Origin of the sequence: Pseudomonas sp. A-RE-22, assembly GCF_019956035.1 — a bacterium.
In the GTDB taxonomy this organism is placed as follows: Bacteria; Pseudomonadota; Gammaproteobacteria; order Pseudomonadales; family Pseudomonadaceae; genus Aquipseudomonas; species Aquipseudomonas brassicacearum.
In genome coordinates, this window is sequence record NZ_JAHBCZ010000033.1 from 284,689 (window position 1) to 309,519 (window position 24,831).

The window sequence follows — 24,831 nt, forward strand, 5'->3', positions numbered from 1 at the left end:
GCCAAATGCGCTTGATCGCTGGAATGCTGTTGTGGCGAGGAGATTTGCATTCCAGGTCAAGCTAGTCAGCAGTTCAGAACCACCCAAACAAAAACGCCGCGTTCATCTCGCGGCGTTTTTGCTGGCGTTGGCTCAGCCCAGGTTCTTGCCCAGCAGCGCGTGGTACAGCTCGCTGTCGCCCAGGATCCCGACGACTTGCTGGTTATCGTGGAGCACCAGTTTGTTGCCGGTCTGGTAGCGAATCTGCAACGCGTCGCGCATGCCGATGTTGGAGTCCACCAGGGTCGGACGCCGACCCAGCTCTTCGACGGCTTGGCCCGGTACCCAGTTTTGCAGGTCCAGTGCCGCGCCGTTCTGCCGGGCGCCCTTGATGGTGTTGCCTTCGGCGAGGTCGAGCCAGGAGTCGCCGCCCGGGTCCAGGCACACCGAACCGTTGATGCGCTTGCAGTTGTCCAGGGTGCGCATCAGGCTGCGACCGCACAGGACGTTGAGCGGGTTGGTGTGGGCGACGAAAGTGCGCACGTAGTCGTCCGCCGGGTTCAGCACGATTTCTTCCGGCTTGCTGTACTGGATGATCCGGCCGTCTTTCATGATCGCGATACGGCTGCCCAGCTTCAGGGCTTCGTCGAGGTCGTGGCTGACGAATACGATGGTCTTGCTCAGCTTGCGTTGCAGCTCCAGCAGTTCGTCCTGCAGACCCTGGCGGATCAGCGGGTCGAGGGCCGAGAAGGGTTCGTCCATCAGCAGGATGTCGGCGTCCATCGCCAGGGCGCGGGCCAGGCCGACCCGTTGCTGCATGCCGCCGGACAATTCATCGGGCTTCTTGTTGCGCCATTGGGTCAGGCCCACCAGCTCCAGCTTCTCATCCACCAGCTTGCGCCGTTCTTTCTCGGGACGGCCCTGCATTTCCAGACCGAAGCTGATGTTCTCGCGCACCGTCAGCCAAGGCATCAGGGCGAACTTCTGGAACACCATGGCGATGCGCTTGGTGCGCATCATCTTCAGTTCGGCGGGGGTACAGGAGGCGATGTCGATCTGCCGGCCTTCGTGTTCGACGAACAGCTTGCCGCGGCTGACGGTGTTCAAGCCGTTGATGCAGCGCAGCAGGCTGGATTTGCCGGAGCCGGACAGGCCCATCAAGACACAGATTTCGCCTTTCTCGATGTCCAGGCTGGCTTTTTCCACGCCGACGATTTGCCCGGTTTTCTTCAGGATTTCGTTGCGGGTCATGCCCTGGTCGAGCAGCTTGAGGGCTTCGCGTGGATCCCTGGAGAAGATCACGTCAACGTCTTCAAAACGGATTATGCTCATGCGTCACCCCCTACTTTGGCGTCGGGTTGTTTGCAGATTCGGTCGAGCATGATCGCCAGCAGCACGATCGCCAGGCCGGCTTCGAAGCCCAGGGCGATATCGGCCGTGTTCAGTGCGTTGACCACGGGTTTGCCCAGGCCATCGGCGCCCACCAGTGCGGCGATCACCACCATCGACAACGACAGCATGATGCACTGGGTGATACCAGCCGCGATGCTCGGCATCGCATGGGGCAGTTCGATACGCGACAGGAGCTGGCGACGGGAGCAGCCGAAGGCTTTGCCAGCGTCCATCAGTTCGTCCGGTACGTCGCGGATGCCCAGGTAGGTCAGGCGGATGGGCGCGGCAATCGCGAACACCACCGTGGAGATCAGGCCTGGGACCACACCCAGCCCGAAGAGGGTCAGGGTAGGAATGAGGTAAACGAAGGTCGGTACGGTCTGCATCAGATCGAGCACCGGACGCATCAGGGTGTAGAACATCGGCTTGTGCGCGGCAACAATGCCCAGCGGCACGCCGATCAGTACGCAAACCAGGGTCGCGAACAGCACCTGGGCGAGGGTTTCCATGGTCTCTTGCCAGTAACCCAGGTTGAGGATCAGCAGAAAGGACGCAATGACGAATACGGTCAGGCCCCATTTGCGCTGGATGAAGTGCGCCAATAGCGCAATGAGGCCGATCAGGGCCAGGGGATTGAACCAGGTCAGCGCAAACGTCACGCCGTGAATCATCGTTTCCAGGAACAGTGCGATTGCGTCGAAGGTGCTGGCGCCGTGTTGCGTCAACCATTCGACGAAGCCGGCAATGTACTGGCCTAAGGGTATTTTCTGATCAATGAGCATGGTAGTGAACGTCCGCATGCAAGGGAATAAACAGCCCGGGCGAGCGAACCCGCCCGGCATAACATAAGCAGTTACTGCGCAAGCTTGGCTTTCACGGCGTCCAGGCCAGGTTTACCGTCAATGGTGGTCACGCCAGCCAACCAGGTATCGAGTACCTGTGGGTTTTTCTTCAGCCAGGCCTTGGCGGCAGCCTCCGGCTTCATCTTGTCGTCGAGCACGTTGCCCATCAGCGTGCTTTCCATGTCGACGGTGAACTCCAGGTTTTTCAACAGCTGGCCAACGTTGCTGCATTCCTGGCTGTAGCCCTTGCGGGTGTTGGTCGCCACGGTTGCGGCACCGAAGTCGGGGCCGAAGAAGTCGTCGCCGCCGGTCAGGTACTGGATCTTGAAGCGGGTGTTCATCGGGTGTGGCGCCCAGCCGAGGAACACCACGTCGGTGCCACGCTTGGCGGCGCGGTCGACCTGCGAAAGCATGCCGGCTTCACTCGACTCGACGACTTTGAAGCCCGCGTCCTTCAGGCCGAAGGCGTTCTTTTCGATCATGCTCTGGATCAGGCGGTTGCCGTCGTTGCCGGGCTCGATCCCGTAGATCTTGCCGTCCAGCTCTTTCTTGAATTTGGGGATGTCGGCGAAGTCGTGCAGGCCTTTGTCATACAAAGCCTGAGGCACGGCCAGGGTGTACTTGGCGCCCTTGAGGTTGGTGCGCACGGTTTCCACGGTGCCGGCTTCGCGGTAGGCCTTGATGTCGTTTTCCATTGTCGGCATCCAGTTGCCGAGGAATACGTCCATGTTCTTGCCGTCGGCCAGGGACTTGTAGGTCACCGGCACGGAAATCATGGTGGTCTTGGTCTTGTAGCCGAGGGCGTCCAGCACCACGCTGGTGGTGGCGGTGGTCACGGTGATGTCGGTCCAGCCGACGTCGGAGAAGTTGACGGTGCTGCACTGTTGGGGTTCAGCAGCGTTGGCCAGCATCGGAAGACTCAGCATGGCGGCCAACAACAACGATGTGGAACCTTTCATGGGTGGACTCCTGGTGTTTTATCGGCGGTGTCCGGTCAGGACAACCGCGCTTATTGGATGTTGCGGTTGGTGGCGCGTGGGCACTCTCTGACACGCGGCCTTGCAAACGAGCCGTAACCGATCATGTACCAGTGCAAATCTGACGCCTACAGGGTGGGTCGTATCCAGTACAGGGAGGGTCGCATCCAGTGTCGGTGACGTCGTTTACAGATTTTTTCCGCCCCTGGCGGGCCCCTGATACGCAGAAAAACGGCGCAAAACCGGGGCCAGGACGGGGCGGCGTTGCTGGGCATGATTGCGTCGGTGTCAGACGTCGGACCCCAAGGCAAAAACCGGATGATGCGGCCATCCCGGCGTTGAGCGTAGCAGCTCCGTCACCGGACGCTCCTGCGCCCGGATGTGCCTGTTCTGGAGGTTTTCGGCAATGGCAATCAGCGTGTTCGACCTGTTCAAAATCGGTATCGGCCCGTCCAGCTCACACACCGTGGGCCCGATGCGGGCCGCCGCCTTGTTCGTGCAAGGTTTGCGTGAACGAGGACTTTTGGAACTAGTAGCGCGGGTGGAAGTTCAGCTCTACGGTTCGCTTTCAGCCACAGGCATCGGCCATGGCAGCGATAACGCGGTGATCATGGGCTTGATGGGCGAGTGGCCGGACGCGATCGATCCGTCGCAGATTGGTGTACGCATCGAGCGACTGCGCGACACCCAGACCCTGCTGCTGGACGGTCGCCTGTCGGTGCCGTTCATCTGGTCCCGGGACATGCGCCTGATCGACGAAAACCTGCCATTCCATCCCAACGCCATGACGCTGGTGGCCGAGGCCGCCGACGGCGAGCTGCACCGCGACACCTATTACTCGGTCGGCGGTGGTTTCGTCGTCGATCAGGCCCAGGCCGCCAGCGGTGTGGTGGACCTGGATCGCACCGAACTGCCTTACGATTTTTCCAGCGCCGAAGAGTTGCTTCAGTTGTGCCGCAGCCACAACCTGCGGGTGGCCGAGTTGATGATGGCCAACGAAAAGGTCTGGCGTTCGGAAGACGAGATCCGCAGCGGCCTGATGAAGCTCTGGCGGGCCATGCAGGATTGCGTCGAGCAGGGTCTCAAGCACGAAGGCATCCTGCCGGGCGGCTTGAATGTTCGTCGACGGGCGGCCAAGTTGCATCGCAGCCTGCAAGAACTGAACAAACCCAATGTCATCGGCTCGACCCTCAGCGCCATGGAGTGGGTCAACCTGTTCGCCTTGGCGGTCAACGAAGAGAACGCCGCCGGCGGACGCATGGTCACGGCGCCGACCAATGGCGCGGCGGGGATCATTCCGGCGGTGCTGCATTACTTCATGAAATTCAGCGAGGCGGTCACCGACGCCAACGTCGTGGATTATTTCCTCGGTGCGGCGGCGGTCGGGATCCTGTGCAAGAAGAACGCATCGATTTCTGGCGCCGAAGTCGGTTGCCAGGGCGAAGTGGGATCGGCCTGCGCCATGGCGGCGGCGGGCCTGGCGGAAATTCTCGGGGCCACGCCGGAGCAACTGTGCAACGCGGCGGAAATCGGCCTGGAACACAACCTCGGCCTGACGTGCGACCCAGTGGGCGGCCTGGTGCAGGTGCCGTGCATCGAGCGCAATGCGATCGCCGCGGTCAAGGCCATCAACGCCGCCCAAATGGCCCTGCGCGGGGATGGCCAGCATTTCATCTCCCTGGACCGGGTTATTCGCACCATGCGTGATACCGGTGCCGACATGCATGACAAATACAAAGAGACCTCGCGCGGCGGCTTGGCGGTCAGTGCGGTGGAGTGCTGAATCGCGTTCTCGCATCCTCTGTAGCAAGGGGATTCTCTGTGGGAGCAAGCTTTGCTCCCACAGATGATTCCCTTTATTCACAAGAGCGAAAACCGCTCACAAAATGAACACCAATCTGCAAACGCGCCACCTTTTAGCGCGTCGCAAACAGACAAGCCCCCTGTTGTCGAGCCAACCACTGAATCGCGCTCGACCGTCCGTCATCCGCACCTGTGGTGATACTCGTTGCGCAAGCGGCGCAGCCCAGTACCCACAAGTGCTACCGAACTGCTCACGGTCCGCTGTGGCAGGTGCCTGCCGCCATTGATGGCGCTCATAACCCGTACTCGATGTACGCCTTATATAGACAGGTCGTGATGTCGTTTTCAGGATTTATTGAACGCGTATTCAATTTTAGGCATGGCAATTGCTCTATTGCTGTAAAGCCCAGCTCCTTTGTGAGAACGAGGGCAATAACCAATAAAAAGAGCCTCCGCCTGAGGCCATCACCCGCTTTGTGTGAGGAGATACCGCGATGACGACGTCCAACTCCGGGGCCCAACCCCAGAACCGTGCGCCTCAATCCATCGGCTTTTTGCTGCTGGACAATTTCACGCTGATTTCCCTGGCGTCCGCGGTAGAACCGCTGCGCATGGCCAACCAACTGTCCGGTCGCGAGCTATATCGGTGGACCACCCTTACGGTCGATGGCGGCCAGGTCTGGGCCAGCGACGGCTTGCAGATCACCCCCGACGCCTCGATGCACAAGGCGCCGGCCCTGGATACTGTCATCGTCTGTGGCGGCATCGGCATCCAGCGCACCGTGACCCGCGAACACGTGTCGTGGCTGCAGAGCCAGGCCCGCCAATCCCGTCGCCTCGGCGCGGTTTGTACCGGCAGTTGGGCCCTGGCCTGCGCCGGCCTGCTGGACGGCTTCGATTGCAGCGTGCACTGGGAATGCCTGGCGGCAATGCAGGAAGCTTTCCCACGGGTGTCGATGAGCACCCGTTTGTTCACCCTTGATCGCAACCGCTTCACCAGCTCCGGTGGCACCGCGCCGCTGGACATGATGCTGCACCTGATCAGCCGCGATCACGGTCGTGAACTGTCGGCAGCGATCTCGGAAATGTTTGTCTACGAGCGTATCCGCAACGAACAGGATCACCAGCGTGTGCCGCTCAAGCACATGCTCGGCACCAACCAGCCGAAGTTGCAGGAAATCGTCGCGCTGATGGAGGCCAACCTCGAAGAGCCGATCGACCTGGACGAGCTGGCGGTGTACGTCGCCGTGTCCCGGCGTCAGCTGGAGCGGTTATTCCAGAAATACCTGCACTGCTCGCCATCGCGCTATTACCTCAAGCTGCGGCTGATCCGTGCACGGCAACTGCTCAAGCAGACGCCGATGTCGATCATCGAAGTGGCCTCGGTGTGCGGCTTCGTCTCCACTCCGCACTTCTCCAAGTGCTACCGCGAATACTTCGGCATTCCGCCACGGGACGAGCGCGTCGGTTCCAACACCACGCAACAGGTGGCGATGATGCCGCTGCCGCAGGCGCTGGTGCTGTCGCCATTGTCCGGCCCGCTGTCGGCGCTGAGCCAGGCGCGCAATGAATCGACGTTTGCCAGTGTGAGGCTCTAAGACCGCAGCGCCTTTATCGCGAGCAAGCCCGCTCCCACAGGTTTCGTGAACGACACAGATCCTGCGGGAGCCATTGGTTTGTCAGGCGCTATGGTTCTGCTGGTATTGCATCAACGCAGGCAACAGCTGCTTATCAATCGCCTGGCGCACGGCCGGCAGGATGGTGGCGCTGCTGGTGTACATCTCCTTGACCATCCGCCGCAAGTCATTGGCACGGACAGTGTCCAGCCCCCGCACGGCGCACTCGCATGCCTGCTCGGCGGTGGAGCCACTGGGTATTTGCAGGCCCAGGGCCTTGAGATGGCCCAGCAGGTCTTCCTGGTCGATCAAATCGGCGTACATCATGACGCTTTTCCTTGTTCAGGGATTGGGGTCGTGTCTCGATTCTGGTAGCGACCCGAAGCGGCGGCAAGGGCAAATGGTCGCAATGTCATGAATGACTATGGAGGCGTCGTTTTCGGCTAACTTGCACGGGGCTGGACTGGGCACACTGACCTCAAGCTGAATCACGATGGTTTGGTCACCCTCGCGCGACAGCTCCTCCAGTAACGCAACCTGCCCCGATCCTGTCACGGCTTGATCGGGGATTTTTTTGCCTGTGAATCAGGGAAAGCTTGGGTGTCTGGTGGATTGTCATCGCGAGCAAGCTCGCTCCCACATTAGATTTTGTGAACGACGCAGAACCCCTGTGGGAGTGAGCTTGCTCGCGATGAACGATGACGCGGTCTAGCGCTGCAACACCAGAATCCGCGACAACAACTCATCCCGATCCACATAGCACCCCTGGAAATGCCGGGCCCCGGAAGCCGGGTCGAAGGCATTGCGGGCGTGGAGCGTGCGGCGGTTGTCGAAGCACCAGAGCTGGCCGGGCTCGAGACGCTGTATCAGGCGAAATTGTGGCTCGCGGGTCAGGGCAATGAGGCGGCGGTAGGCGCGGTAAAGCTTAGGCATCTGCTCGACCGTGGTGTCGAACGGCCCACGCAGGAAGTTCGCCATGCGGATTTCCGAAACCTGGCCGAGGGCGTCCAGGGCGATGATGGGCGCCAGGCAGCGGTAGTCGCTGCGACGGTCCTTGTTGCGAAACTCCACCGGGATCCGGCACAGCGCGTCGAAGGCCTCGGGGTCTTCCTGGCGCAGCGCTTCAGCAATGGAAAACCCGTCGACAAAAATGCTCTCGCCGCCGTCGGCGTCATTCACCAGGCAATGCAGGAATTGCAGCCCCGGCTGCAATTCCCGGGTCGGCAAATCACTGTGCAGCGGCAGGTTGAAAGCGGTGTAGGCGTTGCTGTCGGCATCGGCCTTGGACTGCACATTGAACAGCACACCGAAGTTGCTCTCGCGAATAAAGGAAATGCGCTGGGCAATCCGTTTCAGCGAGCCGGGTTCGGTGGGTACGCCGCGCACCTGGGTCAGGCCGATGTCGCGCACCGCCAGCAACCATTGCAACAACGCATCGGTGTCGTCCATCAGCGCTGGGTAGTCGAACACTGGCAATTGCAGGTCGTGCCGCCACAGTTGGCGTCGGGGCTTGTTCGCCAGGCGCTCGGCTCGGGACTGATCATCGTAGGCGTGGGCGCGCAACCAGCCCGGATCGAAACGGCTCTGGTGGCCGTCCTGCCAGTCCACGCACAGGCAGCCTTCGTCATCGAGGTAGGTTGCGCGGGGGGTGATGTCTTCAGGGACGTCGACGATTTCCAGCACCTGCTCGCGGGTGACGCTGTAGACGCATTGAGGGCAAGGGCAGTTGTCCCGCAGCCACTGGTGATGAAAGGGGCTGGCCCGGCCATCGGCCCACGTCACTTGCACCCGGTCGGTCAACGGTGTGGCGGCGGTCAATGGGGAGATCAGGGGGTAACGGCGGAAGTCGGCAAAGGCGGCGGCGGTGTTCATGGCGATCTCCTGTTCGCGGCCTATCGGGGGAGAGGCAGGGCGATGATCCGGCCGATGTACAGCGGCGGCGGCAGGTCGGATTGTTCGTCGAGCAGGGCGCTGAGCTGGCCCAGGGCCTGTTCGGTGAAAGGCGCCGAGCGCGGGCCGGCCAGGTCGACGTGCAGCAGCATCTGTTCATTGCCGGCCAGCTCTTTATCACCGCCGACCAGATGCAGGCTGTGGTAGAGGTGCAGGCGTTTGGCGTCGTGGCCGATGATGTGCGTGTGCACCTCGACCTGGGCGTCGAGCTTCACTTCGTGCAGGTAGTTCAGGTGCAGTTCGAGGGTGAACAACGAGTGGCCGCTGGCTTCGCGGTTCTGGCTGTCCAGGCCGAGCCGGTCCATCAGCGCGTCGGTGGCGTAGCTGAAGATCAGCAGGTAGAAGGCATCGCGCAGGTGGCCGTTGTAATCGACCCATTCGGGGAGTATGCGGGTTTGGTAGGTGGTGAGGGTGGGCATGGCTGTCTCCGAGCATGATCGTTCCCACGCTCTGCGTGGGAACGCCTCTTGTGACGCTCTGCGTCACGCTTCATTCGGAACGCGGAGCGTCCCGGGCTGCATTCCCACGCAGAGCATGGGAACGATCAGTTACTCGGCAAAGGTCATCCCATGCTTTTCTTTGGTGGTCTTCACCGCCTCCAGCACCGCCAGCAGGCAATCATCACGATAGCGCTCCAGGGCCGAGATGCTGTGGCTGCCCAATTGCGCGCTCGTGCCGTCCACCACGTCGTCGATCAGCTTCTCGGTCAACTCAGGCGCTGGCAGGTAAGTCCACGGCAGTTGCAGCGCCGGGCCGAACTGGGCCATGAAGTGCCGCATGCCGGCATCGCCGCCGGCCAGGGTGTAGGTCAGGAACGTGCCCATGAACGACCAGCGCAAGCCGGCACCGAAACGGATCGCATCGTCGATTTCTCCGGTGGTCGCTACCCCGTCGTTGACCAGGTGCAGGGCTTCGCGCCACAGCGCTTCGAGCAGGCGGTCGGCAATGAAACCGGGCACTTCCTTGCGCACATGCAGTGGCCGCATGCCGAGGGATTCGTATACCTGCATCGCCGCCTGCAGGGCTTCGGGCGCGGTGTTTTTGCCGCCGACCACTTCCACCAGCGGCAACAGGTAGACCGGGTTGAACGGGTGCCCGACCACGCAGCGCTCCGGATGGGTGGCGCCTTCGTAGAATTCGCTCGGCAGCAGCCCCGAGGTACTGGAACCGATCAACGCGTTCGGCTTGGCGGCGGCACTGATCTGGCCGTGCAATTCGAGTTTCAGTTCCAGGCGCTCGGGGGCGCTTTCCTGGATGAAATCGGCGTCGCGCACACACTCCTCGATGGTCGCGACAAAGCGCAGCCGATCCTGTGAAGCGCCGGGTGCCAGGCCTTGTTTTTCCAGGGCGCCCCAGGCGTTGGCGACGCGCTTGCGCAACGCTGCTTCGGCACCCGGCGCCGGGTCCCAGGCGACGACGTCCAGGCCATGGGCCAGGGCCCGGCTGACCCAGCCGCTGCCGATCACACCGCTGCCCAGGGCGGCGAAGGTCTTGATGTCGGTGATAAAGCTCATGGTGATTTCCTGAAAAAATAGTTCGGTGATCTCCTGTGGGAGCAAGGCTTGCCCGCGATGGCAGCAGTAGATTCAACAGGGATGTCGACTGACATACCGTCATCGCGGGCAAGCCTTGCTCCCACAGGTTGTGCCCCCAATAGGGGAAGTTGATGTCGGCTCAGCCGCGCTGGGTCAGCCCCATTTTCTTGCGACCTTCAGCCGGGGTCAGCACGCGGGCGCCGAGGCGGCTGAGGACCTCGCCAGCGCGCTCCACCAGTTGGCCGTTGGTAGCGAGTACGCCTTTGTCCAGCCAGAGGTTGTCTTCCAGCCCAACCCGCACGTTGCCGCCCAACAGCACCGCCTGGGCGGCCATCGGCATTTGCATGCGGCCGATGCCGAAGCCGGCCCACACCGCGTCCGCCGGCAGGTTGTCGACCATGGCTTTCATGGTGGTGGTGTCGGCCGGTGCGCCCCACGGGATGCCCAGGCAGAGTTGGAACAGCGGGTTTTCCAGCAGGCCTTCCTTGATCAGTTGCTTGGCGAACCACAGATGACCGGTGTCGAAGATCTCCAGCTCGGCCTTGACCCCCAGCTCGGTGATGCGCTTGGCGCCGGCCCGCAGTTGCGCCGGGGTGGAGACGTAAATGGTGTCGCCGTCGCCGAAGTTCAGGGTGCCGCAATCCAGCGTGCAGATTTCCGGCAACAGCTCTTCGACGTGGGCCAGGCGGGTCAGCGGACCGACCAGGTCGGTGTTGGGACCGAACTCCATCGGCCGTTCGCCCGCACCGATCTCCAGGTCGCCGCCCATGCCGGCGGTGAGGTTGACGATGATGTCCACGTCCGCTTCACGGATGCGCTCCATCACCTCGCGGTACAGCGCCACGTCGCGGCTGAACTTGCCGGTCTGCGGGTCGCGGACGTGGCAATGGACCACCGTGGCCCCGGCCTTCGCCGCCTCGACGGCAGCGGCGGCGATCTGTTTCGGGGTGACCGGTACGTGAGGGCTCTTGGCGGTCGTGTCGCCAGCACCGGTGAGTGCGCAGGTGATGATGACGTCGTGGTTCATGGTGCGGATTCCTTCAGGCGTGGTGAGTCACTGCACAGCCCTTTGGTGCTGCGCAGATGGATAGCGGTTGCTCAGTTACTGGTCAGTTTCAGGTTGTCGGCGGCGGGCTTGCCGTCGAAGGTGGTGACGCCTTCGAGCCAACGCTGCTTGTCTTGCGGATGATCCTTGAGCCATTGCCGGGCCGATTCGAGCGGGTCCTTGTGATCGAGCAACGGCTGCATCATCCGGCTCTCATCTTCGGCGCTGAACGTCAGGTTGCTCAGCAAGCGACCGACGTTCGGGCATTGTTGGGCGTAGTCCGGCGCGGTGACGGTCCACACGGTGGCCATGCCTTCGTTCGGACCGAGGGCGTCGTCGCTGCCGGTGAGGTAGGTCATTTGCACGTTGACGTTCATCGGGTGCGGTGCCCAGCCGAAGAACACCACGGCTTCCTTGCGGCGCACGGCGCGGTCCACGGCGGCGAGCATGCCGGCTTCGCTGGACTCCACCAGCTGGAACCTACCCAGGCCGAACTGGTTCTTGGCGATCATTGCCTTGATCTGGGTATTGGCGCCGGAGCCGGGCTCGATGCCGTAGATCTTGCCGCCCAACTCTTTTTCGAATTTGGCGATGTCGGCGAAGGTCTTCAGGCCCTTGTCGGCCAGGTAGGTCGGCACGGCCAGGGTCGCGCGGGCGTCCTTGAGGCTTGGCTGCTCCAGCACCTTGACCTGCTTGGCCTCGACGAACGGGGTGATGGTCTGGGTCATCAACGGATTCCAGTAGCCCAGGAACAAATCCAGGCGCTGGTCGCGGATGCCGGCGAAGATAATTTGCTGGGAGGCGCTGGTTTGCTTTGTCTTGTAGCCGAGGCCGTCGAGCATCACTTGGGTCAGGGCGCTGGTGGCAATGACGTCGGTCCAGTTGACCACGCCCAGGCGCACGTTCTGGCACGCGGCGGGCTCGGCAGCCATGGCGGCGCCATTGAGCAAAGTGGTACCGCAAAGTGCAAGTACACAGGAGCTGATCAGTCGTTTCATGTCGGGTTCCTCGGCAGCTTATTGTTATGGGGTCCGGCATCTGCGCACCGGTGATGCCAAGTTACGCAGCCCGGCGCCTGGCAAAACGCACAGCGGCGACGTGCTCTTGCACTGCAGCGACTCTTGAACGGCCGTTGCAACTGGCGTATCAAGGTCCGCACGCTACCCGCCAACCGAGTGCGCTCCATGTCCCAGGATTTCTACTTTTTGTTGATGCCGGGTTTTTCGGCCATCGGTTTTATTTCGGCCATCGAGCCGTTGCGGGTCGCCAATCGGTTTCGTGGCGAGCTATACCGCTGGCATGTGCTGAGTGTCGATGGCGGGCCGGTGCTGGCGAGCAATGGCATGTCGGTCAACGCCGATGCCGCACTTGAACCCTTGAAGAAAGGCGCGACCCTCTGGGTGGTGGCCGGGTTCGAACCGCTCAAATTCGCCACCCCGGCGCTGGAGCGCTGGCTGCATCGGCTGGACAACGAAGGCGTGACCCTGGGCGGCATCGACACCGGCAGTGTGGTGCTGGCCGAGGCGGGGCTGTTGGAAGGGCACCGCGTGACCTTGCACTGGGAGGCGATCGAGGCGTTCAAGGAGTCCTATCCGCAACTCAGCGTGACCCAGGAACTGTTCGAGATCGACCGTCGCCGCATCACTTGCGCGGGCGGCACTGCTTCCATCGACCTGATGCTGGACCTGATCGGCCAAGCCCACGGTTCGGAACTGGCGATCCAGGTCAGCGAGCAGTTCGTGCTCGGCCGTATCCGTCCGCGCAAAGACCACCAGCGCATGGAAATCGCCAACCGCTATGGCATTCGCAACAAGAAGCTGGTGCACGTCATCGGCGAGATGGAAACCCACAGCGAACCGCCCCTGAGCACCTTGGCGCTGGCCGAATCGATCAACGTCACCCGTCGCCAGCTCGAACGCCTGTTCCGCCTGCACCTGAACGACACCCCGAGCAACTTCTACCTGCGCCTGCGCCTGGAGAAGGCCCGGCAGCTGCTGCGCCAGACCGACATGAGCGTGTTGGAAGTGAGCATCGCCTGCGGCTTTGAGTCGCCGTCGTACTTCACCCGCAGCTATCGGGCACGGTTCGAGCGCTGCCCGCGGGAGGATCGACGACGGCAGGGGGATGGGCGGGAACTGGTTTGACAGGCTTTTATACTCAATTATACTCGCGACTATAAATTATACCTGTCGCCATAATTGAGTATAAAACCATGTCCAAGCACCCCGGTTTTGTCTTCCGGCGCCCCGATCTGGCCCGCAATATTGTCGATGGGCTGGCCGGCGCCGGGATCCAGGATTACACCTCAGGCCTGTTCCTGGCCGCGCCAAGGCGTACCGGAAAAAGTACGTTCCTGCGCGAAGACTTGATTCCCGAATGCGAGACGCGAGGTTGGCTCGCGGTCTATGTCGATCTTTGGGCCAACAAGGAGAAGGACCCTGCCGACCTGATCGCCTCGGCCATCGCCGGGGCACTGGTGCCTTATGAAAAGGGCATCCGCAAGCTCGCCAAATCCATGGGCATCGACAAACTCAGCTTCTTGCGCACGTTGTCCTGGGATTTCAGCCAGCCGCAACTGCCCGAAGGGGCGACGCTGACCCAGGCGCTGGAACTGTTGCACCGTGCCGCGGGTAAAACCGTGGTGCTGGTGATCGACGAAGCCCAGCATGCCTTGACCACCGAGGCCGGGGTCAACGCGATGTTCGGCCTCAAGGCTGCCCGTGACCAGCTCAACCAGGGACGTGAGGGGGATGCCAGCGGCCTGCGGCTGGTGTTCACCGGCTCCAATCGCGACAAGCTCGCCCACTTGGTATTGAGCCGCAACCAACCGTTCTACGGGTCCAGCATCACGCCGTTTCCGTTGTTGGGCAAAGCTTTCACCCAGGCCTACACCGCCCATTTGAACGCACACCTGGCTCAGACCAACCAGTTCAACGCCGATGACCTCGACCAGGCTTTTGAGTTGGTTGGGCGCCGTCCCGAGATGTTGCGCAGCGTCATCGGCGAAATTGCCCTGGAGCTGGGTGAGGCGAGCCAGTTGGGTGAATTGCTGCGCAGCAGCGCTGAAATGCTGCGCGCCGGCGTCTGGACCGAGTTCGAGAGCGCCTGGAACGCCCTGACGGTGCCACAACGCGCCGTGCTGCAGGTCATGGCAGAGCGCTCGCAAAACAACGAGCCCTTCGCACCTTTCACCGATTCAACGCTGGAGGCGGTGGGCAAGGCGCTGAGGACCATGGGAAGCGAAGTCGTGCCCGGTACCCAGACCATCCAAGCCTGCATTGATGCGCTGCGTGAAAAGGAATTGGTGTGGAAGTCCAACCGGGGTGGTTATGCGCTGGAGGACAAGGCGTTTGCCGATTGGTTGAAGGGGTATCGCAAGCAACAGAATCGGTCCTGACCCGATTGGCGGTCGAGCATAGTGACCTGTGTGGAGAGGGGGTTTTGTGGGAGCAAAGCTTGCTCGCGAAACAGTCGACTCGGTTTCTGAAGGACCGCATCGCCTCCATCGCGGGCAAGCCTTGCTCCCACAAAAAATTCCATGACTATAGGTACGGTGTTCGGCTGGAAAAGGTCTATTTCTTCATCAGCGCCGAACACGCCGCCTTGTACGCCTCATGCTGATACTTGTTCAGCGTCGCCGGCAGGGCGAAGTCATGTTTCTTGCTTTGTGCATTGATGGTCTGCGGCGACAGCAGCGTCACCTCGCAACCGTCCAGCAACTGGAAGACCCCTTCGATCTTGAACGTCGTCGGCCCACCGGCGAACTCGCCTTTCTTGCTGCGCTTTTTGATGGCGATGCGTTCGATACCGTTATCCGTCACGAACGCTCGGACCTGAGCAGCAAACGCCTTGACGTTGGCGGCTTCGTCATCGTCGTCCAGGGCGATTTTCTTGGTGTTCAGCGGGACGTGGCTCAACGCCTGTTGATCCAGCGAGGCAACGGCGATGATCGCTTCGCTGCCTTTGATTTCGATGCCGCACGTTTTCATGTGAATCCTTTTGCTGGAGGGTGGCGTGCAGCTTACAGCTCCAACTGGTCAGCATGGATACCAAAGGCCGCAGCAATTTTTTCGCGGGTGGCTCGGCGAGGCTTGGCGACCGACTCTTGCTGGGCAAACGCCGGTTGAGAAATACCCAGGCGCCTGGCGACTTCATCTTGAGTCAGGTTCAGGTGTTCGCGCCAGGCACGAATGGGCGTGGCGCCATCGACGATGCGGCTGACGACTTCATGGGGAATCAGATCGGGTTCCAGTTTCTGCGCGACGTATTGGGCATATGGAATGACCACAAATGCCGGATGCCCGTCTGCGTCATTGATGATCTGAATATCAGTAGGTACGTTCATCGTGTTTCCTGACCTCTTGAATGCTGACGATCTTGATCGCCCCGTCCCAATCGAACATGACTCGATAGCGGCCTACCCGAAGGCGACAGGCGTAGTCATGGCCGACAAGCGCTTTGACGTTCGCCGCGTCGGGCATCTGGGCGAGCGCCGTAACGGCGTCCCGAACCTGGGCCTGATGGGCAGAATGCAATTTCAGAAGCTGCTTAACGGCTTTTCTGGTCCAGTGGATGGTGTTCATGAAAGGATATAAGTCTTTTATAAGTTTTGCGAATCCTGACTTATATCCCCTCCAGGGCCAACGCATGAAAGGTGTCTGAATATTGCCCTCAGTCTTGCCCAATCGACTCCAAAAACTCCGACCGATCATCGCTCACCTGGGCCATGCAGTCGTTTTCGGCGATTTTGTAGGCTTCGCTGCCGGGTTTGGCCGGGAAGGCGGCGACGGCGCAGTCGGCCTCGCGCTGTTTTTGCCACAGTTGCTGGGCGGCCTTGACCTTGGTGGTAATGTCGTTGAGCTGGGCCTTGTCGCTGGCGTAGCGGGTTTGCAGGCGCTCAAAGAGGCTTTGCAGGTTTTCGCCCAGCAATTGTTCGGCGGCGGTTTTGCCGTAGACCGAGCAGGCCAGGGTCTGGACGTCGTTTTCAACTTCGTCGCAGGGGTTGGGTTCGGTGTCTTCGGTCGCATGTGCGACGGTGCTGATCAGTGCCAAAGCCAGGAAGAGTGATTTCATCGCGTTGCCGCTCGAGTCCAGTGAAAACCAGTGATGCGGCGGATTCTGGCGCAAGCGTCGGCTAAAGAACAGACGGGTAGGGTGGGCCTGTTGTAGTCCATTGTCGTGGATTGACGCTTTCGGCAATTCCCCTGTCGTTTTTGCACCGGGTCGCCACGGCCCTCAGGCATATGCTGGCCCCAAAGCGCCGGCACACGATTCGGCGCATGAATCGCTGACAAAAGGGGACTGCCTGATGAGCCCAGCCGAATTGCACGCCGACAGCATCGTTATCGACGGGCTGATCATTGCCAAGTGGAACCGCGACCTGTTCGAAGACATGCGCAAGGGCGGCCTGACCGCAGCCAACTGCACCGTGTCAGTGTGGGAAGGTTTCCAGGCCACCATCAACAACATCGCCGCGAGCCAGAAACTGATCCGCGAGAACAGCGACCTGGTGATTCCGGTGAAAACCACCGCCGACATCCGTCGCGCCAAGGAACAGGGCAAGACCGGCATCATCTTCGGTTTCCAGAACGCCCATGCCTTCGAAGACCAACTCGGCTACGTCGAGATCTTCAAGCAGCTGGGCGTAGGTGTGGTGCAGATGTGCTACAACACCCAGAACCTGGTCGGCACCGGTTGCTATGAACGCGACGGCGGCCTGTCGGGCTTCGGTCGCGAAATCGTCGCCGAGATGAACCGGGTCGGCATCATGTGCGACCTGTCCCACGTCGGTTCCAAGACCTCCGAAGAGGTCATCCTCGAATCGAAGAAGCCAGTGTGCTACTCCCACTGCCTGCCGTCCGGCCTGAAAGAACACCCGCGCAACAAGTCCGATGAAGAGCTGAAGTTCATTGCCGATCACGGCGGTTTCGTCGGCGTGACCATGTTCGCGCCGTTCCTGGCCAAGGGCATCGATTCGACCATCGACGACTACGCCGAAGCCATCGAATACACCATGAACATCGTTGGTGAAGACGCCATCGGCATCGGCACCGATTTCACCCAGGGCCACGGCCAGGACTTCTTCGAAATGCTGACCCACGACAAGGGCTACGCCCGTCGTCTGACCAGCTTCGGCAAGATCATCAACCCTCTGGGCATCCGCACCGTGGGCGAGTTCCCGAACCTCACCGAGACGCTGCTCAAGCGCGGCCATCCTGAGCGGGTAGTGCGCAAGATCATGGGCGAAAACTGGGTCAGCGTCTTGAAAGACGTCTGGGGCGAATAAAACGCCGCCGTACCGCCAACCCTCTACCTGCGGCCCTCTGCGCCGCAGGCAATACCACGAATTTCCGGAGTCAAGTTTTCATGGCCAAGATCGCCCCGCAACTGCCTATCGAAGTCGACAGCGAAACCGGTGTCTGGACCTCCGACGCCCTGCCGATGCTGTACGTGCCACGGCACTTTTTCGTCAACAACCACATGGGCATCGAAGAAGTATTGGGCGCCGACGCCTACGCCGAGATTCTCTACAAGGCCGGCTACAAATCCGCCTGGCACTGGTGTGAAAAAGAAGCCGAATGCCATGGCCTGGAAGGCGTCGCGGTGTTCGAGCACTACATGAAGCGCCTGTCGCAGCGTGGCTGGGGCCTGTTCAAGATCCAGGACATCGACCTGGACAAAGGCACCGCCAGCGTCAAGCTCGAGCACTCGGCATTCGTCTATGTGTACGGCAAGGTCGGGCGCAAGGTCGACTACATGTTCACTGGCTGGTTCGCCGGTGCCATGGACCAGATCCTCGCCGCTCGCGGCAGCAAGATCCGCACCGTGGCCGAGCAGGTCTACGGCGGTTCCGAAGAAGGCCACGACGACGGCCTGTTCATCGTCAAGCCGTTGTAAGTCGAGGATCGCACCATGGCTTTTGAAGCAATGTTCCAGCCGATCCAGATCGGCAAGCTGACCATCCGCAACCGCGTGCTCAGCACCGCGCACGCCGAGGTCTACGCCACCGACGGCGGCATGACCACCGACCGGTACGTGAAGTATTACGAAGAGAAGGCCAAGGGCGGCATCGGCCTGGCGATCTGCGGTGGCTCGTCCGTGGTCGCCATCGACAGCCCGCAGGAATGGTGGAGTTCGGTGAACCTGTCCACCGACCGCATCATTCCGCACTTCCAGAACCTGGCCGACGCCATGCACAAGCATGGCGCAAAGATCATGATCCAGATTACCCACATGGGCCGTCGCTCGCGTTGGGACGGTTTCAACTGGCCGACCCTGATGTCGCCGTCCGGTGTGCGTGAGCCGGTGCACCGCGCCACCTGCAAGACCATCGAGCCGGAAGAGATCTGGCGGGTGATCGGCAACTACGCCCAGGCCGCACGGCGCGCCAAGGCCGGTGGCCTGGACGGCGTCGAGCTGTCCGCCGTACACCAGCACATGATCGACCAGTTCTGGAGCCCGCGGGTCAACAAGCGTACCGACGAATGGGGCGGCACCTTCGAAGGCCGGATGAAGTTCGGCCTGGAAGTGTTGAAAGCCGTGCGCGCCGAGGTCGGTGACGATTTCTGCGTGGGCATGCGCCTGTGCGGCGACGAGTTCCACCCGGACGGCTTGTCCCACGAGGACATGAAGCAGATCGCCAAGTATTACGATGACACCGGCATGCTGGATTTCATCGGCGTGGTGGGCTCGGGTTGCGACACTCACAACACCCTGGCTAACGTCATCCCGAATATGAGTTATCCACCGGAGCCGTTCCTGCACCTGGCCGCCGGTATCAAGGAAGTGGTCAAGGTTCCGGTTTTGCACGCGCAGAACATCAAGGACCCGAACCAGGCCACGCGGATCCTGGAGGGCGGTTACGTCGACATGGTCGGCATGACCCGCGCCCACATCGCCGACCCGCACCTGATCGCCAAGATCAAGATGGGCCAGATCGACCAGATCAAGCAGTGCGTCGGCGCCAACTACTGCATCGACCGCCAGTACCAGGGCCTGGACGTGCTGTGCATCCAGAACGCCGCGACGTCCCGTGAATACATGGGAGTGCCGCACATCATCGAGAAGTCCACCGGGCCGAAACGCAAGGTGGTCGTCGTGGGTGCCGGCCCGGCTGGGATGGAAGCGGCGCGTGTGGCCGCCGAACGTGGGCACGACGTGACCCTGTTCGAGAAAAAAGAATTCATCGGCGGGCAGATCACCACCGCCTCGAAAGCCCCGCAACGGGACCAGATCGCCGGTATTACCCGCTGGTTCCAACTGGAGCTGGCGCGGTTGAAAGTCGACCTGCGTCTGGGCGTGGCGGCTGATGCGGCAACCATCATGGACTTGCGTCCGGACGTGGTGGTGCTGGCCGTCGGCGGGCATCCGTACCTGGAGCAGAACGAGCACTGGGGCGCCGCCGAAGGGCTGGTGGTCAGCAGCTGGGACGTGCTCGACGGCAAGGTTGCACCGGGCAAGAACGTACTGGTCTACGACACCATTTGCGAGTTCACCGGCATGTCGGTGGCCGACTTCCTCGCCGACAAGGGCAGCCAGGTCGAGATCGTCACCGACGACATCAAGCCGGGCGTGGCGATTGGCGGGACGTCGTTCCCCACCTACTACCGCAGCATGTACCCCAAGGAAGTGATCATGACCGGGGACATGATGCTGGAGAAGGTCTACCGCGAAGGCGACAAGCTGGTGGCGGTGCTGGAGAACGAATACACCGGTGCCAAGGAAGAGCGCGTGGTGGACCAGGTGGTGGTGGAAAACGGCGTGCGGCCGGACGAGGAAATCTACTACGCGCTCAAGGAAGGTTCGCGCAACAAGGGCCAGATCGACGTTGAAGCCCTGTTCGCGATCAAGCCCCAGCCGTGCCTGGAGCAGAGTGGCGAAGGCTACCTGCTGTTCCGCATCGGCGACTGCGTGGCCCAGCGTAATACCCACGCGGCCATCTACGACGCCCTGCGGTTGTGCAAGGATTTCTAACGGCTTGTGGATAACCCTGTGGGAGCGAGCTTGCTCGCGATAGCGGTGGATCAGTCGACATTTATGTTGGATCTGAGTCCGTCTTCGCGAGCAAGCTCGCTCCCACAGGGATCGAGCAAGACATCCAGGTTTCTGTGCCTGCAAGACCTGAGGTCTTTGGGAGCTTCACCATGTTGAACACCCTTCTTCCCATCCTGCTGTTTGCTGCCCTGGGCCTCGCGGTCCTTGGCGCCTTGCGGCGGGTGAACATGTGGCGCCGTGGACGACCGGCCAAGGTCGACCTGATCGGTGGTCTCTTCGCCATGCCCAAGCGCTATATGGTGGATTTGCACCATGTGGTGGCGCGGGACAAATACATTGCCAATACCCACGTGGCCACGGCTGGTGGTGCGGTGGCGTCGGTGGTGCTGGCGATCCTGGTCCACGGTTTTGGCCTGCATAATCGCTTCCTCGGCTATGCGTTGCTGTTGATGTCGGCCGTGATGTTCGTCGGTGCGATCTTCGTCTACCTGCGTCGGCGCAATCCGCCGGCCCGTTTGTCCAAGGGCCCCTGGATGCGCCTGCCGAAAAGCCTGCTGGCCTTCTCGGCGTCGTTCTTCCTGGTGACCCTGCCGGTGGCGGGCATTCTCCCGGAAAACTTCGGCGGTTGGCTGGTGGCGGCGGTCCTGGGTGTCGGCGTGCTGTGGGGTGTGTCGGAATTGTTTTTCGGCATGACCTGGGGCGGGCCGATGAAACACGCCTTCGCCGGTGCCCTGCACCTGGCCTGGCACCGCCGAGCCGAGCGCTTTGGTGGCGGTCGTTCCACCGGTCTGAAGCCGTTGGACTTGAACGACCCTGGCGCACCGCTGGGCGTTGAGAAACCCAAGGATTTCACCTGGAACCAACTGCTGGGCTTCGATGCCTGCGTGCAGTGCGGCAAGTGTGAAGCTGCCTGCCCGGCGTTCGCTGCCGGCCAGCCGCTGAACCCGAAAAAGCTCATCCAGGACATGGTCGTCGGCCTGGCCGGCGGCACCGATGCGAAATTCGCCGGCAGCCCCTATCCAGGTAAACCGGTGGGCGAGCACAGTGGCAACCCACATCAGCCGATCGTCAACGGCCTGGTGGACGCCGAGACCCTGTGGTCCTGCACCACCTGCCGGGCGTGCGTCGAGGAATGCCCGATGATGATCGAGCACGTCGACGCCATCGTCGACATGCGCCGCCACCTGACCCTGGAAAAAGGCGCGACGCCGAACAAGGGCGCCGAGGTGCTGGAAAACCTCATCGCCACCGACAACCCTGGCGGCTTCGCCCCGGGCGGGCGGATGAACTGGGCGGCGGACTTGAACCTCAATCTGCTCAGCGAGAAGAAATCCACCGACGTGCTGTTCTGGGTCGGCGACGGTGCTTTCGACATGCGCAACCAGCGCACCTTGCGCGCCTTCGTCAAAGTGCTCAAGGCGGCGAAAATCGACTTCGCCGTGCTCGGCCTCGAAGAGCGCGACAGCGGCGACGTGGCCCGGCGCCTGGGTGATGAGGCGACGTTCCAGCTGTTGGCCAAGCGCAATATCCAGACCCTGGCCAAATACAGCTTCAACCGCATCGTCACCTGCGACCCCCACAGTTTCCACGTGCTGAAAAACGAATACGGCGCCTTCGATGGCAACTACCTGGTGCAGCACCACAGCACCTACATGGCGGAAATCATCGACGCCGGGGCGCTGAACCTCGGCCAGCACAAGGGCGACAGCGTGACCTATCACGACCCGTGCTACCTGGGCCGCTACAACGGCGAATACGAGGCGCCGCGCCAGGTGTTGCGTGCGCTGGGTATCGAGGTCAAGGAGATGCAACGTTCCGGTTTCCGTTCGCGTTGCTGCGGCGGTGGCGGCGGTGCGCCGATCACCGACATTCCGGGCAAGCAGCGGATCCCTGACATGCGCATGGACGACATCCGCGAAACCGGCGCCGAACTGGTGGCCGTGGGTTGTCCACAGTGCACCGCGATGCTGGAAGGCGTGGTCGAACCGCGGCCAATGATCAAGGACATCGCCGAACTGGTGGCCGACGCGCTGCTGGAAGACGCGGCCCCGAGCAAACCGGTAACCCCGGCCAAACGTGAACCCGCGGAGGTGCATTAATGAGTGACATCATCCGCCGCGACCCCCGCGCCGAGTGGATCGCCCGCAACCGCCTGCACCCGCTGCACGCGGCCATGCAACCGGTGCAGCACAGCTGGATGGGGCCCAACGGCATCATCCGCAAGAATGTCCATGGCGTCGGTTTCATCGGCCCCAATGGCATCAAGCGCATCGACCGCAGCGGCGCCCAGCAGGGTGGCGCGACCAAGCGTACTGCCGCCGCTGAAGTGCAACTGCCGCTGCATCAGGTGCCGCAACCTGCGTTCTACATTAGTGTGGTGCCGGACATGGTCGGTGGCCGCTTGAGCAGCCACGACCGCGATCTGCTGGGCCTGGCCCATCAGCTTGCCGGCAGCGAAGGCGCGGTGCTGGCGGTGGTCTTCGGCGAACACAAGGAAAACGCCTTCGCCACGGCCGGTGTCGACCGCTTGCTGGTGCTCGATGGCGAAGAATTCAGCGGTTATGCACCGGAACAACGAGTGCAAGGCCTGCGGGCTGTGGATAACCAATTCAGCCCGCGCCATTGGCTATTGCCTGACAGCCGCACCGGTGGCGGAGAACTGGGCCGGCGTTTGGCTGCGGCCCTGGGCGAACGCCCGGCCACGCGGGTCTGGCAGGTCAAGGGCGAAGAGTGCATCGGCCGCGCCGGTGCCGGCCTGCAAGACCTGGCCCGGCCGTTGGCGCGCTTGATCCTGGCGGCGGTCGAATGTGCCGAGCCGGTCAGCGAAACCCGCCACGAAGCCTTGCCGGTGGAGTTATCCACAAGCGTGGCTCGCAGCTTGTCGCGTATCGAAGACCTCGGCGCGGTGGCGGTGGACCCGGGTGCGATCCCGATGGCCGAAGCCGAATTCATTTTCTCCGGCGGCAATGGGGTCAAGGACTGGGCGCTGTTCCACCAGACCGCTGCGGCCCTGGGCGCCACTGAAGGCGCTTCGCGGGTGGCGGTGGACGACGGCTTTATGGCTCGCGATCGCCAGGTCGGTGCGTCCGGCACCTGGGTTACGGCGCGGGTCTACGTGGCCGTGGGGATTTCCGGGGCGATCCAGCACCTGCAGGGCATTGGCGCCTGCGACAAGGTGGTGGCAATCAACCTCGATCCGGGTTGCGACATGATCAAACGGGCGGACCTGTCGGTGATCGGTGACAGCGCGGCGATTCTCCAGGCCTTGATCGCGGCGGTAGAGGCTTACCGCAACGAAGCCAAGCGCGATGCGGCTTAAGAAGGATAAGTTGATGAGTACCCAAGTGATCAGCCTCGTGTCCATCGGCGCCCACCCCACTTCCGGGCGACCCCGGCGCGCCGAACAGGACGCCCGGGCCGTGGAGCTGGGCCTGCAACTGGCCGGCAGCGACCTGCAAGTGCTGCACGCCGGTGATGTGGCCGAACCGGCCCTGCGCGCCTACCTGGGCATGGGCCTGGATGAATTGCACGTGCTGGAAAACCCTGTCGGCGCGGACGCTCTGCCGGCCCTGACCGATTACCTGCGTGACGCTGGAGCCCAAGTGGTGCTCACCGGCAGCCAGGCCGAAACCGGTGAAGGTTCGGGCATGTTGCCGTTCCTGCTGGCCGAGAATCTTGGTTGGCCGTTGGTGGTGGGGCTGGCCCAGGTCGAGTCCATCGACGGCGGCGTGGCCCTGGTACTGCAAGCCTTGCCTCGAGGCCAACGACGCCGTCTCAAAGTGCGCCTGCCGTTCCTGGCCACTGTGGATAACGCTGCGCCAAAACCTCGGCAAAGCGCCTACGGCCCGGCCCGGCGCGGGGCGTTGCATGGCGAGGAAGTCGAGGTAATCGACGACACCTTGCTGGCGGTGGCAACCCTGCAACCGGCCAAGCCACGCCCCAAACGCTTGAAAGTGATCAAGGCCAAGAGCGGCGCCGACCGCATGAAAGCCGCCACGGCCAAGGCCAGCGGCGGAGGCGGGCAAGTGCTCAAGGGCGTGAGCGCGGAGGCGGGGGCCGAGGCGATTCTCAAGCTGTTGGTGGAGGAAGGGGTGGTTCGCTGACCTCAAGTACCCCCTGCCCCCCTTGTGGGAGCAAAGCTTGCTCGCGATCCAGGCGCCTCGGCACTTAAGAGATCGAGGCGTTTTCATCGCGAGCAAGCTTTGCTCCCACAGGGCTAGCTCCCACAAAAAATAGGCATGGTGGGTTACCCACAATCCCTGTGCGCGCTTCTGTGGATAACCTGTTCGCCCCTCGCTGCACCCTATGCAAAACAGGCCCTCCAGGCCTGCGCTCAAAAAATAGTCAGCCTAACCCACGGTTTTTATTGGCTTTTGCCTGTGAGTAGTTATTCGCTCCAGCCGAAACTTGCCCCCAATCTCTGTTGGCGCTTCTGTGGATAAGATGTTCGCTCTACGCTGCAAGCCATACGAACCGGGGTCTTCAGTAAGTTGATCATAAAATGATCAATCAGCCATTTTTATCAGGAAAACCTCCGGAAAACCTCGATTTACAAGTCGTCCGAAGGGTTTTCCACAGAATCGTCAGAATTACCCCCAAACACTGTTGGCGCTTCTGTGGATAAGGTGTTCGCTTACCGCCACACGCCTTGCCAGGCATGGCTTACAGGTCTTTGATCAAAAAACAACCGATAGGTCG

Annotated in this window: 23 protein-coding genes; 10 read left to right on the forward strand and 13 right to left on the reverse strand. The window is 61.8% G+C overall.

Going from position 1 to position 24,831, the window contains the following annotated elements:
- Positions 1–132: 132 nt before the first annotated feature.
- The 3 genes from choV to KGA89_RS17960 form a co-directional block, all read right to left on the reverse strand.
- Positions 133–1,311, reverse strand: a complete 1,179-nt coding sequence (gene choV, locus KGA89_RS17950; RefSeq protein ID WP_003206357.1) for a choline ABC transporter ATP-binding protein — start codon at positions 1,309–1,311, stop codon at positions 133–135.
- Positions 1,308–2,153: a choline ABC transporter permease subunit gene (gene choW, locus KGA89_RS17955; protein WP_003206355.1), complete on the reverse strand. Its 846-nt coding sequence runs from the start codon at positions 2,151–2,153 to the stop codon at positions 1,308–1,310. The genes choV and choW overlap by 4 nt, the downstream gene beginning before the upstream one ends.
- Before the next feature lie 71 nt (positions 2,154–2,224).
- A complete protein-coding gene (locus tag KGA89_RS17960; protein ID WP_003206353.1) occupies positions 2,225–3,172 on the reverse strand; it encodes a choline ABC transporter substrate-binding protein in 948 nt (315 codons plus the stop codon).
- Positions 3,173–3,596: 424 nt separating this feature from the next.
- On the opposite strand from KGA89_RS17960, the gene KGA89_RS17965 reads away from it, so the two are divergent.
- Together KGA89_RS17965 and KGA89_RS17970 are read left to right on the forward strand one after the other, a co-directional pair.
- A complete protein-coding gene (locus KGA89_RS17965) occupies positions 3,597–4,973 on the forward strand; it encodes an L-serine ammonia-lyase (RefSeq protein ID WP_223472173.1) in 1,377 nt (458 codons plus the stop codon).
- 514 nt (positions 4,974–5,487) lie between these two features.
- Positions 5,488–6,591 (forward strand): GlxA family transcriptional regulator, encoded by a 1,104-nt coding sequence (locus KGA89_RS17970; protein ID WP_003177576.1) that lies wholly within the window; start codon positions 5,488–5,490, stop codon positions 6,589–6,591.
- Between the two features lie 81 nt (positions 6,592–6,672).
- On the opposite strand, the gene KGA89_RS17975 is transcribed toward KGA89_RS17970, so the two are convergent.
- The 6 genes from KGA89_RS17975 to KGA89_RS18000 all read right to left on the reverse strand — a co-directional run bounded on the left by KGA89_RS17975 (position 6,673) and on the right by KGA89_RS18000 (position 12,137).
- Positions 6,673–6,936: a hypothetical protein gene (locus tag KGA89_RS17975; protein WP_018612353.1), complete on the reverse strand. Its 264-nt coding sequence runs from the start codon at positions 6,934–6,936 to the stop codon at positions 6,673–6,675.
- Between the two features lie 381 nt (positions 6,937–7,317).
- Positions 7,318–8,481 carry a gamma-butyrobetaine dioxygenase gene (locus KGA89_RS17980; protein ID WP_013694421.1) on the reverse strand — a complete coding sequence of 388 codons (1,164 nt, stop codon included), beginning with the start codon at positions 8,479–8,481 and terminating at the stop codon, positions 7,318–7,320.
- A gap of 20 nt (positions 8,482–8,501) precedes the next feature.
- The gene (locus tag KGA89_RS17985) at positions 8,502–8,978 is read right to left on the reverse strand and encodes a thioesterase family protein (RefSeq protein ID WP_223472174.1); all 477 of its coding nucleotides are present in this window, start codon (positions 8,976–8,978) and stop codon (positions 8,502–8,504) included.
- A 129-nt stretch (positions 8,979–9,107) separates the two neighbouring features.
- Entirely contained in the window at positions 9,108–10,073 is a 966-nt protein-coding gene (locus KGA89_RS17990) for an L-carnitine dehydrogenase (RefSeq protein ID WP_223472175.1), read from the reverse strand.
- A gap of 160 nt (positions 10,074–10,233) precedes the next feature.
- A complete protein-coding gene (locus KGA89_RS17995; RefSeq protein ID WP_223472176.1) occupies positions 10,234–11,121 on the reverse strand; it encodes a 3-keto-5-aminohexanoate cleavage protein in 888 nt (295 codons plus the stop codon).
- A 71-nt stretch (positions 11,122–11,192) separates the two neighbouring features.
- A complete protein-coding gene (locus KGA89_RS18000; RefSeq protein WP_223472177.1) occupies positions 11,193–12,137 on the reverse strand; it encodes a choline ABC transporter substrate-binding protein in 945 nt (314 codons plus the stop codon).
- Between the two features lie 186 nt (positions 12,138–12,323).
- Here KGA89_RS18000 and KGA89_RS18005 point away from each other — a divergent pair, with 186 nt between their 5' ends.
- The gene (locus KGA89_RS18005; protein WP_046063292.1) at positions 12,324–13,283 is read left to right on the forward strand and encodes a GlxA family transcriptional regulator; all 960 of its coding nucleotides are present in this window, start codon (positions 12,324–12,326) and stop codon (positions 13,281–13,283) included.
- Positions 13,284–13,351: 68 nt separating this feature from the next.
- Entirely contained in the window at positions 13,352–14,536 is a 1,185-nt protein-coding gene (locus KGA89_RS18010) for an ATP-binding protein (RefSeq protein WP_223472178.1), read from the forward strand.
- Between the two features lie 175 nt (positions 14,537–14,711).
- On the opposite strand, the gene KGA89_RS18015 is transcribed toward KGA89_RS18010, so the two are convergent.
- The 4 genes from KGA89_RS18015 to KGA89_RS18030 form a co-directional block, all read right to left on the reverse strand.
- Complete coding sequence (locus KGA89_RS18015; protein WP_003206337.1) at positions 14,712–15,128, reverse strand: DUF3010 family protein; 417 nt, start codon at positions 15,126–15,128, stop codon at positions 14,712–14,714.
- A gap of 32 nt (positions 15,129–15,160) precedes the next feature.
- Positions 15,161–15,484 carry a helix-turn-helix domain-containing protein gene (locus KGA89_RS18020; RefSeq protein ID WP_003206335.1) on the reverse strand — a complete coding sequence of 108 codons (324 nt, stop codon included), beginning with the start codon at positions 15,482–15,484 and terminating at the stop codon, positions 15,161–15,163.
- Positions 15,468–15,722 carry a type II toxin-antitoxin system RelE family toxin gene (locus KGA89_RS18025; protein ID WP_223472179.1) on the reverse strand — a complete coding sequence of 85 codons (255 nt, stop codon included), beginning with the start codon at positions 15,720–15,722 and terminating at the stop codon, positions 15,468–15,470. The genes KGA89_RS18020 and KGA89_RS18025 overlap by 17 nt, the downstream gene beginning before the upstream one ends.
- Before the next feature lie 88 nt (positions 15,723–15,810).
- A complete protein-coding gene (locus tag KGA89_RS18030; protein WP_223472180.1) occupies positions 15,811–16,212 on the reverse strand; it encodes a lysozyme inhibitor LprI family protein in 402 nt (133 codons plus the stop codon).
- 235 nt (positions 16,213–16,447) lie between these two features.
- On the opposite strand from KGA89_RS18030, the gene KGA89_RS18035 reads away from it, so the two are divergent.
- From KGA89_RS18035 to KGA89_RS18060, 6 genes are all read left to right on the forward strand, one after another.
- On the forward strand, positions 16,448–17,425 hold the full coding sequence (locus tag KGA89_RS18035) for a dipeptidase (RefSeq protein ID WP_003206328.1): 978 nt from the start codon (positions 16,448–16,450) through the stop codon (positions 17,423–17,425).
- A gap of 80 nt (positions 17,426–17,505) precedes the next feature.
- Positions 17,506–18,036, forward strand: a complete 531-nt coding sequence (locus KGA89_RS18040; protein ID WP_003177589.1) for a 4-vinyl reductase — start codon at positions 17,506–17,508, stop codon at positions 18,034–18,036.
- Positions 18,037–18,051: 15 nt separating this feature from the next.
- A complete protein-coding gene (gene dgcA, locus KGA89_RS18045; RefSeq protein WP_003206325.1) occupies positions 18,052–20,112 on the forward strand; it encodes a dimethylglycine demethylation protein DgcA in 2,061 nt (686 codons plus the stop codon).
- Between the two features lie 170 nt (positions 20,113–20,282).
- A complete protein-coding gene (dgcB, locus tag KGA89_RS18050) occupies positions 20,283–22,232 on the forward strand; it encodes a dimethylglycine demethylation protein DgcB (protein ID WP_223472181.1) in 1,950 nt (649 codons plus the stop codon).
- Positions 22,232–23,452: an electron transfer flavoprotein subunit alpha/FixB family protein gene (locus KGA89_RS18055; protein ID WP_223472182.1), complete on the forward strand. Its 1,221-nt coding sequence runs from the start codon at positions 22,232–22,234 to the stop codon at positions 23,450–23,452. The genes dgcB and KGA89_RS18055 overlap by 1 nt, the downstream gene beginning before the upstream one ends.
- 13 nt (positions 23,453–23,465) lie before the next feature.
- The gene (locus KGA89_RS18060; RefSeq protein WP_003206321.1) at positions 23,466–24,236 is read left to right on the forward strand and encodes an electron transfer flavoprotein subunit beta; all 771 of its coding nucleotides are present in this window, start codon (positions 23,466–23,468) and stop codon (positions 24,234–24,236) included.
- Positions 24,237–24,831: the final 595 nt, after the last annotated feature.

Coding starts and splice junctions, on each gene's coding strand:
- KGA89_RS18015 (WP_003206337.1), bottom strand. CDS start 15,128: ATGAAAACGTGCGGCATCGAAATCAAAGGCAGCGAAGCGATCATCGCC.
- KGA89_RS18005 (WP_046063292.1), top strand. CDS start 12,324: ATGTCCCAGGATTTCTACTTTTTGTTGATGCCGGGTTTTTCGGCCATC.
- KGA89_RS18020 (WP_003206335.1), bottom strand. CDS start 15,484: ATGAACGTACCTACTGATATTCAGATCATCAATGACGCAGACGGGCAT.
- KGA89_RS17990 (WP_223472175.1), bottom strand. CDS start 10,073: ATGAGCTTTATCACCGACATCAAGACCTTCGCCGCCCTGGGCAGCGGT.
- dgcA (WP_003206325.1), top strand. CDS start 18,052: ATGGCTTTTGAAGCAATGTTCCAGCCGATCCAGATCGGCAAGCTGACC.
- dgcB (WP_223472181.1), top strand. CDS start 20,283: ATGTTGAACACCCTTCTTCCCATCCTGCTGTTTGCTGCCCTGGGCCTC.
- KGA89_RS17965 (WP_223472173.1), top strand. CDS start 3,597: ATGGCAATCAGCGTGTTCGACCTGTTCAAAATCGGTATCGGCCCGTCC.
- KGA89_RS17970 (WP_003177576.1), top strand. CDS start 5,488: ATGACGACGTCCAACTCCGGGGCCCAACCCCAGAACCGTGCGCCTCAA.
- KGA89_RS17980 (WP_013694421.1), bottom strand. CDS start 8,481: ATGAACACCGCCGCCGCCTTTGCCGACTTCCGCCGTTACCCCCTGATC.
- choW (WP_003206355.1), bottom strand. CDS start 2,153: ATGCTCATTGATCAGAAAATACCCTTAGGCCAGTACATTGCCGGCTTC.
- KGA89_RS17960 (WP_003206353.1), bottom strand. CDS start 3,172: ATGAAAGGTTCCACATCGTTGTTGTTGGCCGCCATGCTGAGTCTTCCG.
- KGA89_RS18000 (WP_223472177.1), bottom strand. CDS start 12,137: ATGAAACGACTGATCAGCTCCTGTGTACTTGCACTTTGCGGTACCACT.
- KGA89_RS17995 (WP_223472176.1), bottom strand. CDS start 11,121: ATGAACCACGACGTCATCATCACCTGCGCACTCACCGGTGCTGGCGAC.
- KGA89_RS18030 (WP_223472180.1), bottom strand. CDS start 16,212: ATGAAATCACTCTTCCTGGCTTTGGCACTGATCAGCACCGTCGCACAT.
- KGA89_RS18010 (WP_223472178.1), top strand. CDS start 13,352: ATGTCCAAGCACCCCGGTTTTGTCTTCCGGCGCCCCGATCTGGCCCGC.
- choV (WP_003206357.1), bottom strand. CDS start 1,311: ATGAGCATAATCCGTTTTGAAGACGTTGACGTGATCTTCTCCAGGGAT.
- KGA89_RS17975 (WP_018612353.1), bottom strand. CDS start 6,936: ATGATGTACGCCGATTTGATCGACCAGGAAGACCTGCTGGGCCATCTC.
- KGA89_RS18055 (WP_223472182.1), top strand. CDS start 22,232: ATGAGTGACATCATCCGCCGCGACCCCCGCGCCGAGTGGATCGCCCGC.
- KGA89_RS18060 (WP_003206321.1), top strand. CDS start 23,466: ATGAGTACCCAAGTGATCAGCCTCGTGTCCATCGGCGCCCACCCCACT.
- KGA89_RS18040 (WP_003177589.1), top strand. CDS start 17,506: ATGGCCAAGATCGCCCCGCAACTGCCTATCGAAGTCGACAGCGAAACC.
- KGA89_RS18025 (WP_223472179.1), bottom strand. CDS start 15,722: ATGAACACCATCCACTGGACCAGAAAAGCCGTTAAGCAGCTTCTGAAA.
- KGA89_RS17985 (WP_223472174.1), bottom strand. CDS start 8,978: ATGCCCACCCTCACCACCTACCAAACCCGCATACTCCCCGAATGGGTC.
- KGA89_RS18035 (WP_003206328.1), top strand. CDS start 16,448: ATGAGCCCAGCCGAATTGCACGCCGACAGCATCGTTATCGACGGGCTG.